We start from the raw sequence: 17,762 nt of genomic DNA on the forward strand, positions 1-17,762 counted from the left end.
AATACTGACATATCGATTGCCGTTGTTTTGCACGGGCTACCGCCGCACAACTTCATTCGCCGGGAGCCTTGACCATTTTCGTGTGGCCGCTGATGTCGGCGCCTGCCGATTGCGAGAAGCGGAGATTCCAGATTGTTGCGGTCAGCGAAATCGCCGTTACAACAAGAAACGCCGCCGAGAAGTCACCAAGCTCCGGCGTCGCGTGACTTCTCAGCAGCATTGAACCCGAAAGGGCCAGTGCGCCGACGCAAATACCGAGCGACAACATGAGCTGCTGGAATGTCGTATAGAAACTGGTGGCAGAACTCATGCGTTCCCGTCCGATCTCATCATAGGCAATCGTGTTGTAGGCAGTGAACTGGAACGACATGAAGAACCCGCAGCACAGCAGGACAGAGAAGATAAGGGGCAGGGGCCAGTCCGGCCGGAAGGCTGCACAAAGGGCGTAACCAAACGTCGCAATGAGGCCATTGACGATAAGGCTGGCGCGGAAACCGAAGCGCCGCAGGATTTTCGGTGCAACGGCCTTCATCATCATAGAGCCCAGCGCCGTGGCGACAACGATGCCGCCCGCGCGCGCCGCAGAAAATCCGAAGCCGAGCTGCAGCATCAGGGGCAGCAGGAACGGCTGCGCCCCCTGGGTGATGCGGGTCAGCGAGCCGGCGATGACAGACGTGCTGAAACTGCTGACGCGCATGAGCGAGAAATCGAGAATGGGGGAGGGATGCCGCTTGGCATGTGCGAGATAACCCGCACCGAAAACCATCCCCACAGCGACAAGAACAGCTGCCATTTCACCTTCACCCGGGCGGCTTGCCATTTCGAAACCGAAGAGGAGAGAGCCGAGTGAAATGCCGGAAAGGAAAAGACCAAGAAAATCAAAGGGACCGTCGGACACCCCCTTCACCTCTTCGATGAAGCGCCTGACAAGAATGAAACCAATGCAGCCGATCGGCACATTGATGTAGAAAATCCAACGCCAGTCGAAATAGGTGACAATCAGCCCGCCCACGGGCGGCCCGAGAATGGGCCCGACAAGCGCGGGAACCAGCAGCCAGGACATCGCTGAAACAAGATCCTTGCGCGCGACGCTGCGCATCAGTACGAGGCGGCCAACCGGCATCATCATTGCACCGCCAAGGCCCTGAATGATGCGCGCGAGAACGAGAAAGCGCAGATCCGGAGCCTGCGCACAAAGGATCGAACCAAAGACGAAAACCGCGATTGCCGCACTGAAAACAGTGCGGGATCCGAACCGGTCGGCAATCTTGCCACTCGCCGGGATGAAGATGGCGAGACTGAGGAGATAGGAGGTGAGCGCCAGGCTCATGGCAGGTGGCTGAACGCCAAAATCGCGTGCCATGGTCGGCAACGCCGTTGCCAGCACCGTCGCGTCGAGCTGTTCCATGAACATGGCGCTGGCAATGATAAGCGCTATGGTGCGGAAGTTCGGACCCGTTGTTTTGTTGTCAGGCGTTTTGATCGTTCGTGGCCGGGCCTGGGAGGCCTGACTGATTTGGTCCGACATGGTCGGGTTCGCTCTCGGTAGCGCGTACACATCGGAAAGAAAATGTCGCGGATTTGCAAACGGCGGCTGGCCGTGGGGAAACGACCACCGACATAAACCCGCGATTATGCGATATCCATATACAATCTCGTGATTCATTGTACCTGGTACAAAATAATCGTCCGAAACAGAGCGCGTATTTTGGAAACAAGCCTGAACGACGGTGCACTTCGAAATAGAACCCACCCAGGTTGCCGATCAAAATCGCATAATCTGTCTTATGGAACTCACATCATCCTTAGTGAATGAAGGGCGCGTAGCTTGCGGGATCAACCATAGCGGGACGCCGGTCCAAAGCGAGTGTGCTGATCCGTTTCGGCGTGCGCGCAATGACCTTGCCTGCCTTGATGACGGCAAGCCGCGTTGCCTTGAGGCGGATTGCTTCGATTGCATCGGCAGCCTGCAGCAGCACCATGTCTGCCTTGCAACCCACATCAAGACCATAACCGTTCAAATTGAGTATCCTGGCAGGCTCGGTGGTAACCGCGGCAAAACATTGGCGCATGGCGCTGCGGCTCGTCATCTGCGCCACGTGTAGACCCATGCTGGCAACGTCAAGCATGTCAGCCTGGCCGAGTGAATACCAGGGGTCCATCACGCAATCGTGGCCGAAGGCAACGGTAACGCCATGGGCCAGAAGCTCCGGCACCCGGGTCATGCCCCGACGCTTCGGATAGGTGTCGTGACGACCCTGGATGCCGATATTGATCAGCGGATTGGCAATCGCCGCCACGCCGGCCTCTGCAATCAACGGCAAAAGCTTGCTGACGTAGTAATTGTCCATCGAATGCATCGAGGTCAGATGCGACCCCGTCGAGCGGCCGCCAAGACCGAGGCGCCGTGTTTCATAGGCCAGTATTTCGATATGCCGTGACATCGGATCATCGGTCTCGTCACAGTGCAGATCGATCATCAGGCCGCGATCCGCCGCAATCTCGCAGAGGGCTTTGACACTCGCTGCGCCATCGGCCATGGTGCGCTCGAAATGCGGAATACCGCCAACCACATCGACGCCGAGATCAAGCGCCCGTTTGAGCAGGTCGATGGCACCCGGATAGCGGTAATAACCGTCCTGCGGGAAAGCCACCAGTTGCAGGTCGATATAGGGTGCAACCTGTCTTTTGACGTCGAGCAGCGCTTCAACGCCCAGCAGGCGCTCGTCGCAGATATCCACATGGGTCCGGATCGCCAGCAGCCCCTGTGTGACCGCCAGATCGCAATAGCGCAGGGCCCGCTCGATCACAGCTTCATGGGTGAGAAGCGGTTTCAATTCACCCCATATCTGGATTCCATCGAGCAGCAACCCGCTTTCATTGAGGCGCGGTTGACCGAGCGACAGCGTTGCATCCATATGAAAGTGACTATCGACAAAGGGAGGCGAAACCAGAAGACCGCCGGCATCGATCGTCTCCCCCGCCTCCCCGCCGAGATTGACGCCAACCGCAACAATGCGGCCGGATTGCACACCGATATCGAGACCTGTACGGCCGTCAGGCAAGGTTGCGTTGGTAACTTTCAGATCGAACATGGAACCTCTTTGACTGCTTTGCCGGTTGCACTGTCTCTACATTAACAGGCAAACACCGGATAGCTGCAACGGGTAAACAGCACTGCAGGAAACTGCGATTGACACAGGCGCATTCAACTCACGTTAGTTATTGAAGGACAACGGATTATCCCTATTCTAATGGAAAAATTATATAATAGGGATAATCCTTTGAATATCAACTTTCTAATTTAGTTTTACCGGTGTATTATCCCTTCCACTGCCAACAATGCAAGATTTGGGGATAAAATGAGCAAATTCAGAGAATTATCTTCAGATCAAATACGCCAGCTCATTGATACGGAACAGGCCTACGATGTCTACCGGACCAGTCTGAAGGAGTATGAACAGCGTTTTTCCGGATCAATGTCGTGGAAGAAAAGCACGAACGACAAGGATTATCTTTACAAGAAGACACAGGGCATCTGGAAATCCCTTGGGCCCCGCTCCCCCGAAACGGAAGTGATCTTCGGGCAGTTTCATACGGGGCGTGAAAGCGCCAAGACCCGTGTTTCCCGCCTGGCAAGACGGTTGGATGAGCTCGCCCCCGTCAACCGTGCCATGGCTTTGGGCCGGGTGCCGCTTCTGACAGCACGCATCATCCGCGCGCTCGGAAAATCCGGATTGATCGGCACGGCGGTCGATGTCGTCGGCACAAATGCGCTCTTTGCCTATGAACGCATGGCCGGTGTCCAGATTACCGGCGGGCTCTTATCGACCCAGGATGTTGACCTGCTGTTCGACTCCCGGTTCAGCCTGCGGCTGATCAGCAAGGATTTTTCCCACAAGGGTTTGATCGGGCTTTTGCAAAAAATCGATCATTCCTTTGCACCGCTGGCGAGAAATGGGTATCGCGCCGCCAATCGCGACGGCTTTCTCGTCGACCTGATCAAGCCAACGCCAAAGGACCGCATGTCGACGCGGGAGAAAGCGCGCTTCAGCACCGATGATGAGGACCTGCAGGCAATCGAGATCGAAGGCCTGACATGGCTGGTTAACAGTCCGAAAACCTCGACCGTCGTCATCGATGAAAAAGGCTATCCGCTGGACTATACCTGCCCCGATCCGCGTGCCTTTGCCTTGCACAAACTGTGGTTGTCGCGCCGCAGCGACCGCGATGCCGCCAAACGTATACGCGATGAACTGCAGGCAAAAACCGTTGCCGGGCTGATCCGGGCAAGACTGCCGCACCTGTCCTTCGAGGCGAAGGACCTGCAGGCGCTCCCCCTGGCGTTGCGGCAACTGGCACCGGAACTTGAGCCGACGCCCGATGGTGATGTCGGCGAAGCTCTGAGCTTGACGCCGAACTGGTAAAAAAAGCCCCTCCCGGATGATCCGGAAGGGGCGCTCTATTTTAGCTGTAGGCCTGCATGGGCGGGCAGGCGCAGACGAGATTGCGATCCCCGGCGACGTTATCGATGCGCGACACCGGCGGCCAGTATTTCGGGTTCTCTTCGCTCTCGCCTGCCGGCAGGCTGGCTTCCCTACGGGTGTAAGGATGCGACCAGTCATCGGCCAGCACATCACCGGATGGGTGCGGTGCATTGACGAGCGGGTTGTCGTCACGCGGCCAGACGCCACTGGCAACCTTCTCCGCTTCCCCGGCAATGAGGATCATTGCATCACAGAAGCGGTCGATCTCGCGCTTGGATTCCGATTCCGTCGGCTCGACCATCAGCGTACCGGCAATCGGCCAGGACATGGTCGGGGCGTGGAAGCCGTAATCGATGAGGCGCTTGGCGATATCCTCGACGCTGATCCCGGCACTGTCCTTCAGCACGCGGGTATCGAGAATACACTCATGCGCCACGCGGCCGTTCTGTCCCGTGAACAGCACGGGATAGTGGCCCTTCAGCCGCTCCGCAATGTAGTTGGCGTTGAGAATAGCCATCTCGGTTGCACGCTTGAGGCCCACCCCGCCCATCATACGGATATACATCCACGTGATGGGGAGAATGGATGCGCTGCCGAACGGAGCCGCTGAAACCGCGTGCTGCGATCCCTTGGCCACGTGGCCGGGCAGGAATGGCGCAAGATGCTTCTTCACGCCGATCGGACCAACACCCGGCCCGCCGCCGCCATGGGGAATGCAGAAGGTCTTGTGCAGGTTCATATGGCAGACGTCGGCACCGATATCGCCGGGACGGGCAAGCCCGACCAGCGCATTGAGGTTGGCGCCATCGAAATAGACCTGGCCGCCATGCTGGTGAATGACCGCGCAGATATCCTTGACACCTTCTTCGAACACACCATGGGTCGATGGGTAGGTGATCATCAGCGCCGCAAGATTGGCGCTGTGCTGGTCGGCTTTTGCCTTGAGGTCCTCAAGATCGATATCGCCAGCCTCTTCACATGCCACAACCACCACCCGCATGCCCGCCATATGGGCACTGGCCGGATTGGTGCCATGCGCCGATTCCGGGATGAGGCAGATATCACGATGCGCATCGCCCCGATCCAGATGATAACGGCGAATGGCCAGGAGACCGGCATATTCACCCTGGCTGCCGGCATTGGGCTGCAATGAAACCGCATCGAAGCCGGTGATCTCGGACAACCATGCTTCCAGATCGTCCGTCATCGCCTTGTAGCCAAGCGCATGGTCGGCAGGAGCAAATGGATGCACATTGGCAACGCTGTTCCAGCTGACCGGCAGCATTTCGGCGGCAGCGTTGAGCTTCATCGTGCACGAGCCGAGCGGGATCATGGCCCGGTCGAGCGCCAGGTCCTTGTCCGCCAGACGGCGCAGGAAACGCATCATCTCGGTTTCCGAGCGCTGCTGATGGAAAACGGCCTGGGTCATGAAACCCTCGGCCTGCCTTTCGCCGGGCAATGTTGCCTTTGCTTCCGCAGGCAGATCGGCACCGAAAAGCGCAGAGAGAGCCTTCAGGTCATCTTCCGATGTCGTTTCATCCACCGTGATGCCGAGGCGGTCCTGATCGACAATGCGCAGCAGACGTCCGCCGCTTTCAGCCTCCGCTGCAATGGAGGCGGCTTTGCCGGGAACAGTGACCGTAACCGTATCGAAGAAATGCGATCCGGCGATGGAAAGGCCCGCCCCTGTCAGCGCAGCGGCCAAACGGGCCGCCTGGGCATGCACGCGGCGGGCGATGGCCTGAAGCCCCTGCGGACCATGCCAGATGGCATAGGACACCGCCATATTGGCCAGCAGTGCCTGCGCGGTGCAGATGTTGGACGTCGCCTTGTCGCGGCGGATATGCTGCTCGCGCGTCTGCAGGGCAAGGCGATAGCCGGCCCGCCCCTTGCTGTCGACGGACTGACCGACAAGACGGCCGGGAATAAGCCGGGTCAGCGTTTCGCTGACGGCAAGGTAAGCGGCATGCGGGCCGCCATAACCGATCGGCACACCAAAGCGCTGCATGGAACCGGCAGCAATATCGACACCGGCCTTGGCAGGCGGAGCGGTGATTGTCAGGGCCAGCGGATCCGCCACGGCGATCACCAGCACACCAGCGGCCTTGGCCGCCTGAATGACCGAAGCATGGTCACCATAGACACCGAATGTGTCCGGCCATGGAACGATGATCGCTGCAACGCTGGCATCGATCTCGCCTTCATCCACGGTCATGCCCAGCGGCTCGGCGCGGGTCTTGACCACATCGACGGTCTGCGGGTGCAGGGCACCGGCGATCACAATGCGGGTGCGCTTCTCGCGATGATGGCGATAGGCGATGCCGACGGCTTCCGCAACGGCCGTCGCCTCATCCAGAAGCGAAGCGGATGCAACGGGCAAACCGGTCAGTTCCGTCACCAGCGTCTGGAAGTGGAACAGGAGTTCCAGGCGACCCTGGCTGATTTCCGACTGATACGGTGTATAGGCAGTATACCAAGCCGGATTTTCAAACAGATTGCGCAGGATAACGGCGGGTACATGGGTGCCGTGATAACCCTGACCGATAAAGCTCTTGTGAGTCTTGTTCTGGCTCATCTTAGCGGCAAGCTCGGCCAAAGCTTCCGACTCATTGACGGCTGCAGGAATGTCAAGCGGCCGTTCAAGCCGGATGGATTTTGGCACAGCCTGCGCAATCAAAGTTTCCAGCGACGGAATGCCAAGAGCCGCCAGCATAGCGCGGGAGCCTTGTATGCTCGGACCGATATGGCGGTCAGCGAACGGGAATATGGTGTCTTTCATCATCATGCCTTCAGCCAATGATTGCTTTGTAGCCTGCCTCGTCGAGAAGGCCGGTCAGCTGATCCGGATTGGACAGCTTCATCTTCCATAGCCAGCCGTCGCTTGCGGCGGCCGAGTTGACCAGCGACGGATCGCTTGCAGTTGCTTCGTTCACTTCCGTCACTTCACCGTCCAGCGGCGCATAGACGTCCGATGCCGCCTTGACGGATTCAACGACAACCGTGGCATCGCCTTTGGACAAGGACTGACCGACATCCGGCAACTGGACAAAAACCAGATCGCCGAGCTGATCCTGCGCGTGATCGGTGATGCCGACCGTCGCGATGTCATTCTCGACGCGGACCCATTCGTGATCTTCGGTAAAGTAAGTGGCTGCCATCTCAATTATCCTTTGTGGTAGCGATGTGGAGTGAAGGGAAGTGAATGAATATCGACCGGGACGCGGTTGCCCCGCACCTCGGCGAAAACCTTGGAGCCCAGCGCGGACAGCTCTTTGCTGACGTACCCCATGGCAACGGGAAAACCGGCCGATGGTCCAAAACCGCCTGAGGTGACCAATCCAACCCTGTTGCCATCGGCATCAAAGAGTTCGGCATCGGCGCGCACCGGCTGCCGGCCATCGGGCTTCAGGCCGACGCGCTTCCAGGTGGATCCTGTTGCGATTTTGGCGAGAAGGGCTGCAGCACCGATAAAGCCCGCTGTCTCGCGCACCGGCTTGGCAATGGCCCAGAGCAGTCCGGCATCCACCGGATCATAGTCCGGCGTTATGTCATGGCCGTGCAGGCACAGACCCGCTTCAAGGCGCAGACTGTCGCGGGCAGCAAGCCCGATCCAGGCGACACGCTCGTCGGCGAAAAGCTTTTCGACAAGCACGCGGGCATCGGCTTCCGGCAGGCCGATCTCAAAACCGTCCTCGCCGGTGTAGCCGGAGCGGCTCATGAACCAGCCCGGCTTCGGCTCAAATCCGTTCATGAAAGCAAGATCAGTCCCGGCAATACCGGCATCGCGCAACACATTCACGGCCTGCGGCCCCTGGACGGCCAGGAACACACGATCCAGCGCGTCGATCTTGCAGTCGAAATCCTTGGCGACACCGCGCAGATGCGCTTCGTCAGCCGCGGCATTTCCGGCATTGGCAACGACCATGAAATGCTCGTCGCCGAGACGCGTCACGATCAGGTCATCGAGGATGCCTGCCTTGTCATTGAGAAAGAAGGTATATTTCGACTGACCCGTCTGAAGCGCAGACGCATCAAGCGGGCATGCGCGTGACAAGAGTGCCGCGGACTGTGGCCCGGCCACATCAAAGAGCTGCATATGCGAAATGTCGAAAAGCCCGGCCTTCTCGCGCGTGTGAAGGTGTTCCTTCATCACACCGAGCGGATAGGTGATCGGCATCGACCAGCCGGCAAAACCGCCAAAGCGCGCATTGGCGGCCTTGTGCAGATCGTCAAGCGGCAATTGTTTCAGATTATCTTCAGTGCCCATTTTTACTCCAGAGACGTGCAAAGACCTCCGCCACACGACGGAACATTTCTTTGCCCCTCTGTCGGAAGCCTGAGAGACTCGCTCAATCAGGACCCCTGACTGAACTTACACCTTCGGCGCGGAGTTTCCCCCGACTTTCCAGAGTTGCCTTCCCGGTTTGCGGTTCCTGGTACCTGAGAGATTTCGGGCGATTTCCCCTTCGGTGGCCTGCACATTTCCATGCACGACACTCTCCCGCAAACTGACAGGGCCGAAGCCCTCGACAGGCTGGACCATAGCGCAACGGCCTCTGCCTGTCATCGTGCAAATGGCCGATTTGCCGCTTTGTGGACAGAAATTGTCTGAATGAGGATACTTCGACAGGGAGCGCCCGATGTCAGCGGGTCAGGGCCATCACCCCGAGCGCCTGCCCCCTGCCCTTGACGCCATGCATTCCAAGGTAATTTGCCTTGATTTCATTGGAGAAACTCATCCTCTGCGCCAATTCGCTGGAGATCAAAACCGGCGTGGCCAATGTGCGGCAGAGGCTTTCGAGCCGCGCCGTGGTGTTCACCGTATCGCCGAAATAGGTGATCTTGTGATGATCCACCCCGATCTCGGCTGTGATGATCGGGCCGCCATGCAGGGCCGCACGCAGGCGCGGCACCCTTCCGAATCGCTCAAGCCATTGATTTGCATTCTTTTCGATACTGTCCAGAATATCGAAGACACAGCGCGCGCAACTCGCATCCTTGATGCCGCGCTCAATGGGCCATGTGATGATGGCCGCATCCCCGACATAATCGTCAATGGCTCCGCCGTGACGCCGGACAGGTTCGGCAAAGGCGGCAAAGAGCGCGCCGAGAAACTGCTGGGCCCGCAGATCGCCATGTTCTTCGGCAAACGACGTCGACCCGACAAGATCGATGAAAAGAAACACCCGCTCTTCGGCCACAGGCTGGCGGTACCGGCTCATCAGAAGGCTGGCAAAAATGTCGCGGCCGAGAAGATCGCGCACCCGCAGGATGAAAATCATGACCGTCAAGACGGCAAGCGTGTAGAGCAGCACCTGTGGTGACAGCGTTGCCGCGCGCCAGAAAGGCCCATCAATCCAGCCGAAGCTCCACAGCGTTATCCCGCAAACGGCATTGCCGATGCTGATCAGCACATAATCGGCTATCAATGCGGCGACGAGAAACCCCGCAGTCGGCAATGTGTTGATCCAGGCACGCAATTTCGGAAAGATGAGGCCGCGTTCGAACGCCAGGATCGGCACACAGATGGAAAGGGCAAACACGGCCCCTAAAAAATATCCCTGCCTATAGACCAGCCAACTATAGAGATAGCCGCTTGCCGCGACTGCGCCGAGAAGAAATACCCACAATCCCACCGAATTTCTGCGCATATTTCCGTTCCGATCCATTTCAAACCTTCAGGGCTGGCTTCAAGGCCGCGTCCCTCCGTGATTTCATTTATGCGCCGAACAATATTATCCAACCAACAGATATCCGCGATCTCGCGATATCCATCTGGAGAATTACACCAAGGATCATCCCATCAGACTCACTGCCGTGCAAATTGTCCATCGGATGCGGTCAATTTAAGGCTCCAGATTGTTGGAAAATGACCATCGTTGAACAGGAGATCAGCGATAAATCTCGTGCCCTGCATCCAAGCCACCAGGTTAATCCACGCCGTCAGCGAGGGGAATATTAATACAGTTTGCCCGCTGATTTTTAGCAAAGCGTTCTTTGACGGGTCTCGAAATCCGATAAAATCTGACTGCCTCTGAAAACCGAGTTCGCGCTGCCTCTGGCGACGCGTGGCTTCAATCACATGGAGGCTATACCCTAACATGGGCTACGCACTGAGTTTGCTCGATAAAAGTCCGATCCACGATGGCGAAACGGCCAGCACGGCGCTGAAGCGGACAGTCGCGCTGGCCCGCCAGGCGGAACAGTGGGGTTTCCACCGGTTCTGGGTGGCCGAACACCATGATGCACCGACATTGGCAAGCTCGTCACCGGAAGTGCTGATCGCCTTTCTGCTGGCCAATACGGCGCGCATCCGCGTGGGCTCCGGCGGGGTCATGCTGCAGCACTACAGCCCCTACAAGGTGGCCGAAAATTTCAATCTCCTGGCTGCACTGGGACCCGGCCGCGTCGATCTCGGCGTGGGCAAGGCTCCCGGCGGACTGCCGTTTTCGACGCGCGCCCTGCAGGGCGTTGTCCCGCGGAAGCAGACGCAGGATTTTTCCGCCCAGCTCGCCCAGCTCAGCGCCTTTCTCGACAAAGGGTTGCCTGCGGATGACCCGCTTGCCGGCGTTCAGGCAACACCGCGTCCTGCCGTCGCTGCCAACCGCTTCCTGCTTGGCGCCAGTGTCGACAGCGCACTGCTTGCCGCGTCCGAGGGTTGGGATTTTGTCTTCGCCAGCCACCTCAACGGCGACGAAACGATCCTGCAGCAGACACTGGAGGCATACCGGAAGGCAGCACCCGGCCGTGCGCCTCTCCTTGCCGTGGGGATCGTGGCAGCCGAGACGGATGCGGAGGCTGACCGGCTGGCCGGCAATATCCAGCATTTCAAGGTGCATGTGGACAATGGCCAGAGCGTCACCGTCGGCAGCGTGGAACAGGCCGAAGAATATGCACGCCAGGCAGGGGCTGCCAATTACAGGATCGAGAAGAAGACGCCCAATGTCCTGCGCGGCGCGGCCCGCACGGTTTCAGACCAACTCGACCGGCTGCATGACCGCTACGGCATCGGCGAATTCATCATCGACACCCCCATCAATGACGCTACGAAGCGCCTCAGATCCATCGAACTTCTGGCTCAGGCGCAATTCGCCGCTGCCGCATGATCAAGGAGATTAAATAATGTCCAAGCGACCCATTCCATTCGGTGTGATGCTGCAGGGTGCCGGCGGCCACATGAATTCCTGGAAACACCCGAGTTCGCCTGTTGATGCCAGCGTCAATTTCGAATTCTTTGTCCGCAATGCCCGCAAGGCCGAAGAGGCAGGCATTGCCTTTGCCTTCGTCGCTGACGGGCTCTACATCAACGAAAAATCCATCCCGCATTTTCTCAACCGTTTCGAACCGATTGCCATTTTGTCCGCACTGGCCGCGACAACCTCGAAACTCGGTCTCGTCGGCACAGTCTCGACCTCCTACAGCGATCCGTTCACCGTTGCCCGGCAGTTCGGCTCGATCGACAAGATCAGCAACGGCCGCGCCGGCTGGAACGCCGTGACATCGCCGCTTGAAGGCTCGGCCAAGAATTACGGCCGCGACCATCCCGACCATGCCCTGCGCTATGAGATTGCGGACGAACATCTCGAAGTGGTCAAGGGCTTGTGGGACTCATGGGATGACGACGCCTTTGTCCGCAACCGCGAAACAGGCCAGTTCTTCGACAAGACCAAGCTGCATCGCCTGAACCACCATGGCCGGTTCTTCAACTCGGAGGGCCCACTGAATATCAGCCGTTCCGAACAGGGACAGCCGGTCATTTTCCAGGCCGGATCGTCCGACGACGGCATCGACCTCGCCGGCAAACATGCGGACGGCGTGTTCACCAACCACGTGCCGATCGAGGAGGCGCAAGCCTTCTATCGCCGGGTTAAGCAAAGTGCGGTCGCGCACGGTCGCAAGCCGGGCGATGTCCTGATTTTCCCCGGCATCGCGCCCATCGTCGGTGCAACGGAGGAGGAAGCGGAGGCAAAGTACCGCATCATCCGCGATCTGGTGACCGTTGGCGAAGCACTTGCCTATCTCGGGCGCTTCTTCGACCATCACGATTTCAGCGCCTATTCCATTGACGCGCCGTTCCCGGAACTCGGCGATATCGGCAAGAACAATTTTCGCTCCACGACGGACCGCATCAAGCGCAACGCCAGGGAAAAGGGCCAGACCTTGCGTGAGGTTGCGCTGGAAGTCACAACGCCGCGCAATGCCTTCACCGGCACACCGCAGAAGATCGCCGACGAACTCATCCGCTGGGTCGAGACCGAAGCGGCCGACGGGTTCATTCTCGGCTTCCAGATCCTGACCGAAGGGCTCGAGGACTTTACGCGTGACGTGCTGCCGCTGCTCGAGGAGCGCGGCTATCACAACAGGGTGCTTCCCGGGGCGACATTGCGCGAAAACATCGGCCTGCCCTTCCGCGAAAGCCGCTACACCAAAGCCCATCAGGCCACGAAGGAACCCATCAAAGAGACGGCACTCTGATGGGCCGGCAGGCGGATCCGGTTGTGGAAAGAATCAGCAGCTATCTCGATGAGATGGTCGCTCTTCGCCACGACCTGCACCAGAATCCCGAACTGGGTTACAATGAGCACCGCACCAGCGCGCTCGTTGCCGGCCGGTTGCGCGACTGGGGCTATCAGGTCACCGAGGGCATCGGCAAAACCGGTGTCGTCGGAGCTCTGCAAAACGGCAACGGCCCCAAGCGGCTTGGCATTCGCGCGGATATGGATGCCCTGCCGATCGTCGAAGCGACGGGGCTGCCCTATGCCAGCACCATACCCGGAAAAATGCATGCCTGCGGCCATGACGGGCACACCACCATTCTTCTGACCAGCGCCCGCTATCTCGCCGAAACGCGTGACTTCTCCGGCACCCTCCACGTCATCTTCCAGCCAGCCGAGGAAGGCGGCGCCGGGGCCCGCAGCATGGTTCGCGATGGCCTGTTCGAACGCTTTCCCTGCGACGCTGTCTTCGGGTTGCACAACTGGCCAGGTGTTCCAACGGGCCAGTTCGGGTTCATCGCCGGCCCTGCCATGGCCTCGGTCGACAAGGTCACCGTACGGATCATCGGCAAAGGCGGTCACGGCGCCCGCCCGCAGGAAACCGTTGATCCCGTCGTCGCCAGCGCCTCTTTCATCATGGCGCTGCAAAGCATTGTCGCCCGCAATATCGATCCGCTCGACGCCGCGGTGATTACGGTCGGCACCATCCACGCAGGCATCGCTCCCAATGTCATTCCCGATAGTGTCGAGCTGGAGCTGACGGTGCGCACTTTCCGCAAGGAGGTGCGGGAGGCCATCAAGTCCCGCCTCACCACGCTGGCGAAAGCGCAGGCCGAAAGTTATGGCGCTATCGCTGAGGTGGCCTATCCCAGCGGCTATCCTGTGCTGGTCAACCATGCCGATGAAACGGCGTTCGCCAGAAACGTGGCGCTTGAACACTTCGGCGACGCGCGGATCGAGAAGGATTTCCGGCCGATTTCCGCCAGTGAGGATTTTGCCTTCATGCTGCAGGAAACACCGGGAAGCTACCTTTTCCTCGGCAATGGCGACAGCGCTCCGCTGCACAGTCCGCTCTACAATTTCAACGACGAGATACTGCCGTCAGCCGCCCGTTACTGGGTGAAGCTGACCGAAACCTATCTCGCCAGGAATCCCTCCGACAGGCCCATCTGACAAGAACGCGAGACAACCATGACTGATGTTTTTGTTTACACGACACCGAACGACGAACGCTCACAACCGTTGATCGACGCGCTGATCATCGAATACGAAACGCGCTATGGCAACTTTTATGGTGAACCGGCGCGCAACGAATTGAGTCGCTACCCAGCCGAGCTTTTCGCCGCGCCGGACGGTGCCTTTCTGCTCCTGATCCGCGACGGGCAAACCATCGGCGGCGGCGCGTTCAAACGCTATGACGAGCAGACGGCCGAACTCAAACGTATCTGGACCCACGCGGATTTGCGCCAGCAGGGCCTTGCACGCAAGGTTGTGACCGAACTTGAAGAACAGGCTGCGCGCCAGGGCTACACGCGGATTTACCTGACCACCGGCTTCCGCCAGCCCGAGGCAAAGGAACTGTATCTGCGTTCTGGATATACCGCTCTTTTCGATGTCAATGCCGATCCGGAAGTCTATCGGCACCTGCCCTTCGAGAAGGATATCAGTGCATTGGCAGCACAGTTGTCCAAGGTTCCCGCTTCTGTTTCGTCAGACTGTAACCTTCTGCGTCAGGCCGGGTGACTTCACCGGCATCATGATTGCCCGGACCGTGGGATTTCATGCTCAATAAACCCGGTTCTTTGCAACAATGCTTCTCTAACCCCTTTGATTTCGCAGTCCGTCGTCTTTGACTGTTTCGCTTAAACACTACTAAATCAGTCGAGTAAAATACGAGCCCGCAGAAGATTTTCCGATACGGACTCGCTCGACTGAAAAGTGTTGCACAGGGGAATTTGCAAGCATGGCGATTACAGCAGACTATTCGGCTACGCATTCCATCCAGCCGCCCGCCGCCACAACTGAGGATTACACCCACTACAGGATTGTGAAAGCGAAATACCCGGCGCGTTTCTTCGGAACATTGTTTGCCGCTCTGATCATTGCTGTCACGCTTCAATCCATTCTGACCAATCCGAAATGGGGATGGAACGTTTTTGCCGAATGGTTCTTCTCGGCTCCCGTATTGGCTGGCCTGGCGCGCACGCTCCTGCTGACCGTACTCGCAACCATTCTCGGCTTCGCGCTGGGAACAGCGCTTGCATTGGCCCGTGTGTCGAAATCGCCCCTCCTGTCGGGTCTGTCCTGGGCCTATATCTGGCTTCTGCGCTCGATTCCGCTGATCGTGCTGCTCCTGATCCTCAACAATCTCGGCTATCTCTATGCGACGGTGCGCATTGGCGTGCCCTACACGGATATTCTCTTTGCCGAATATCCAACCATCTCGATCCTCAGCCCTTTTGCAGCGGCGCTCATCGGTCTCAGCCTCAATCAGGCAGCCTTCTCCTCTGAAATCATCCGCGGGGGTATCCTGTCCGTCGACCAAGGCCAGCTTGAAGCCGCGGCCGCGCTCGGCCTGCCCCGGCGCCGGCAGGCTTTCCGCATCGTCCTGCCGCAAGCCATGCGCACCATTCTTCCCACCGGATTCAACGAGATCATCGGCTTGGCAAAGGGCACATCCATGGTCTACGTGCTGGCCCTGCCGGAGCTCTTCTACACGGTTCAGGTGATCTATCGCCGCAACCTCGAAGTGGTCCCGCTGCTGATGGTGGCAACGGTCTGGTACCTGATCATCATGACTGTGCTGTCGGTCGCCCAGCACTATATCGAACGGCACTTCTCCAAAGGCGCCCTGCGTAATCCTCCCGCCCCGATTTTCCGCAAACTGTTTCGCCGGCTCTTCGGTGCCCCGATTCTTGCCCGTCCGCAGAGCGTAACCGTGTCCGCCCTGCAAAATACGGCCGCGGCCAAAACCAGCGACCGCAGCATACCTCTCGCCACTTGGCGGGCGCCGGGATCAGTGAAAATCCAGGGTGTTTCGAAAAGCTTTGGCCAGCTAAAGGTGCTCGACGATATCCGGCTCGACATCAAGGCAGGCAGTGTCACCGCAATCCTCGGCCCTTCCGGCTCCGGCAAGTCCACCCTGCTGCGCACCATCAACCATCTGGAACGCGTCGACGACGGTTTCATCACCGTGGACAACGAGCTGGTCGGTTATCGCAAAAGCGGCCGGACACTCTATGAGCTGAAGGAGAAGGACATTCTCAAACGCCGCGCCGACATCGGCATGGTGTTCCAGAGCTTCAACCTGTTCCCACACCTCACTGTTCTTGAGAATATCATCGAGGCACCGGTGTCGCTCGGCCAGCTGACCCGCCCGGAAGCCATCAGCCTCGCACGGGAACTGCTTGCCCGCGTCGGCCTTGGCGACAAGATCGACGCCTATCCGCGACAGCTCTCCGGCGGGCAGCAACAGCGCGTGGCGATCGCACGGGCGCTGGCCCTGCGGCCGAAAGTGCTGCTGTTTGATGAGCCGACATCCGCACTCGACCCCGAATTGGTCGGCGAGGTGCTGGATGTCATCAAGGAACTGGCCCGCTCCGGCACGACCCTCATCATCGTTACCCACGAGATCGGTTTTGCCCGGGAAGTAGCAGATACGGTGATCTTCATGGACGGCGGCAAGGTCGTTGAGACCGGATCACCCGATCAGGTCCTGAACCGGCCAAGAAATGCCCGCACCAGCGAGTTTCTGGCCAAGGTCCTCTAACCCCAGCGCCGGTTCCGGCATGCATATATCCAAGGAAAGCAACATGATTTTTCGCCCATCCCACATCTCCTTCGCTCTGGCAGTGCTTATCGCCACTGTTTCCGGTCTCGCCATGGTTCACGCCGAAGGTTTTGATCTCAGCCCGGACCAGAGCGGCCGTATCCGGGCGGAAAAGAGCGAAAAGGTCGTTGCCTCGATTCCCGCGACGTTCAAATTCGTCAGGGACGATACGCTGACCGTCGGCATCAGTGTCGCGCACCCGCCGCTCAGCACCTACGCAACGGATGCCAAGACTGTGGTCGGCTATGATCCGGACTTCGCCCAGCTGATTGCCGATATCCTGGGCAAGAAGCTGGACCTGGTGCCGGTTGCCTGGGCGGATTGGCCGCTCGGCCTGGAATCGGGAAAATTCGACGCCGTCATTTCCAATGTCGGCGTCACGGAGCAGCGCAAGGAGAAATTCGATTTCTCCACCTATCGCCTCGGCCTGCATGGTTTCTACGTCAAAGCCGATAGTCCGATCACATCGATCAAGGAGCCAAAGGATATTGCCGGGCTCAGGATCATCACGGGATCGGGAACCATCCAGGAAAAAATCCTGCTCGAATGGGACAAACAGAATGCGGCAAAAGGGCTGAAGCCTGTTGAGCTCCAGTACTATGACGATGACGCTGTCAGCGCGCTTGCCATCCAATCGGGCCGGGCCGATGCGGAATTCAATCCCAATGCGCCCCAGGCCTATCGCGCAGCGATCGATCACAAGATCAAACTGGTGGGGACGGTGAATGCCGGATGGCCGCTCATCGCCGACGTTGCAATCACCACCCGCAAGGGGAGCGGCATTGCCGATAGCTTGACCGCAGCAATCAACGAACTGATTGCCGACGGTAAATATGCCCAGTCGCTGGAACGCTGGAAACTCAGCCCCGAAGCCCTTGATAAATCGCGGACAAACCCGCCCGGCCTGCCAAAGATCTGATTGGCCCGATTCACGAAGCAACAGGGCATTTT

The 17,762-nt window shown here is 58.7% G+C and carries 14 protein-coding genes and 1 riboswitch; of the genes, 7 read left to right on the plus strand and 7 right to left on the minus strand.

Annotation, left to right across the window (positions count from 1 at the left end; all coding sequences use genetic code 11):
* Positions 1-52: 52 nt before the first annotated feature.
* Both ACP7B1_RS23870 and ACP7B1_RS23875 read right to left on the minus strand, forming a co-directional pair.
* Positions 53-1,528, minus strand: a complete 1,476-nt coding sequence (locus tag ACP7B1_RS23870) for an MFS transporter (RefSeq protein ID WP_346307562.1) — start codon at positions 1,526-1,528, stop codon at positions 53-55.
* Positions 1,529-1,805: 277 nt separating this feature from the next.
* Complete coding sequence (locus ACP7B1_RS23875) at positions 1,806-3,095, minus strand: amidohydrolase family protein (RefSeq protein ID WP_346307561.1); 1,290 nt, start codon at positions 3,093-3,095, stop codon at positions 1,806-1,808.
* 267 nt (positions 3,096-3,362) lie between these two features.
* Between ACP7B1_RS23875 and ACP7B1_RS23880 the strand changes: the two genes are divergently transcribed.
* Entirely contained in the window at positions 3,363-4,427 is a 1,065-nt protein-coding gene (locus tag ACP7B1_RS23880) for a nucleotidyltransferase domain-containing protein (protein ID WP_346307560.1), read from the plus strand.
* Positions 4,428-4,467: 40 nt separating this feature from the next.
* On the opposite strand, the gene gcvP is transcribed toward ACP7B1_RS23880, so the two are convergent.
* From gcvP to ACP7B1_RS23905, 5 genes are all read right to left on the minus strand, one after another.
* On the minus strand, positions 4,468-7,266 hold the full coding sequence (gene gcvP / locus ACP7B1_RS23885; protein WP_346307559.1) for an aminomethyl-transferring glycine dehydrogenase: 2,799 nt from the start codon (positions 7,264-7,266) through the stop codon (positions 4,468-4,470).
* A 10-nt stretch (positions 7,267-7,276) separates the two neighbouring features.
* The gene (gcvH, locus tag ACP7B1_RS23890) at positions 7,277-7,645 is read right to left on the minus strand and encodes a glycine cleavage system protein GcvH (protein WP_223616047.1); all 369 of its coding nucleotides are present in this window, start codon (positions 7,643-7,645) and stop codon (positions 7,277-7,279) included.
* Positions 7,646-7,650: 5 nt separating this feature from the next.
* The gene (gcvT, locus tag ACP7B1_RS23895) at positions 7,651-8,754 is read right to left on the minus strand and encodes a glycine cleavage system aminomethyltransferase GcvT (RefSeq protein ID WP_346307558.1); all 1,104 of its coding nucleotides are present in this window, start codon (positions 8,752-8,754) and stop codon (positions 7,651-7,653) included.
* Positions 8,755-8,904: 150 nt separating this feature from the next.
* A riboswitch (glycine riboswitch) is annotated at positions 8,905-9,001 on the minus strand.
* Positions 9,002-9,130: 129 nt separating this feature from the next.
* Positions 9,131-10,138, minus strand: coding sequence for an adenylate/guanylate cyclase domain-containing protein (locus ACP7B1_RS23900; protein WP_346307557.1), 1,008 nt, complete (start codon positions 10,136-10,138; stop codon positions 9,131-9,133).
* Between the two features lie 158 nt (positions 10,139-10,296).
* Positions 10,297-10,569, minus strand: a complete 273-nt coding sequence (locus ACP7B1_RS23905; RefSeq protein ID WP_346307556.1) for a hypothetical protein — start codon at positions 10,567-10,569, stop codon at positions 10,297-10,299.
* Positions 10,570-10,588: 19 nt separating this feature from the next.
* Here ACP7B1_RS23905 and ACP7B1_RS23910 point away from each other — a divergent pair, with 19 nt between their 5' ends.
* The 6 genes from ACP7B1_RS23910 (at position 10,589) to ACP7B1_RS23935 (ending at position 17,730) form a co-directional block, all read left to right on the plus strand.
* Complete coding sequence (locus ACP7B1_RS23910; RefSeq protein WP_426137381.1) at positions 10,589-11,593, plus strand: LLM class flavin-dependent oxidoreductase; 1,005 nt, start codon at positions 10,589-10,591, stop codon at positions 11,591-11,593.
* A 16-nt stretch (positions 11,594-11,609) separates the two neighbouring features.
* Entirely contained in the window at positions 11,610-12,962 is a 1,353-nt protein-coding gene (locus ACP7B1_RS23915; protein WP_426137382.1) for an LLM class flavin-dependent oxidoreductase, read from the plus strand.
* The gene (locus tag ACP7B1_RS23920) at positions 12,962-14,155 is read left to right on the plus strand and encodes a M20 aminoacylase family protein (RefSeq protein WP_426137383.1); all 1,194 of its coding nucleotides are present in this window, start codon (positions 12,962-12,964) and stop codon (positions 14,153-14,155) included. Before ACP7B1_RS23915 ends, ACP7B1_RS23920 begins: the two co-directional genes overlap by 1 nt.
* Before the next feature lie 18 nt (positions 14,156-14,173).
* Positions 14,174-14,725, plus strand: coding sequence for a GNAT family N-acetyltransferase (locus ACP7B1_RS23925; RefSeq protein ID WP_346305136.1), 552 nt, complete (start codon positions 14,174-14,176; stop codon positions 14,723-14,725).
* Between the two features lie 220 nt (positions 14,726-14,945).
* Positions 14,946-16,751: an amino acid ABC transporter permease/ATP-binding protein gene (locus tag ACP7B1_RS23930; RefSeq protein WP_346305137.1), complete on the plus strand. Its 1,806-nt coding sequence runs from the start codon at positions 14,946-14,948 to the stop codon at positions 16,749-16,751.
* Positions 16,752-16,794: 43 nt separating this feature from the next.
* Positions 16,795-17,730, plus strand: a complete 936-nt coding sequence (locus ACP7B1_RS23935) for an ABC transporter substrate-binding protein (RefSeq protein ID WP_346305138.1) — start codon at positions 16,795-16,797, stop codon at positions 17,728-17,730.
* The last annotated feature ends 32 nt before the right edge of the window (positions 17,731-17,762 follow it).

The sequence above is a fragment of the Phyllobacterium sp. SL163 genome, assembly GCF_049896885.1.
Taxonomy (GTDB): domain Bacteria; phylum Pseudomonadota; class Alphaproteobacteria; order Rhizobiales; family Rhizobiaceae; genus Phyllobacterium; species Phyllobacterium calauticae.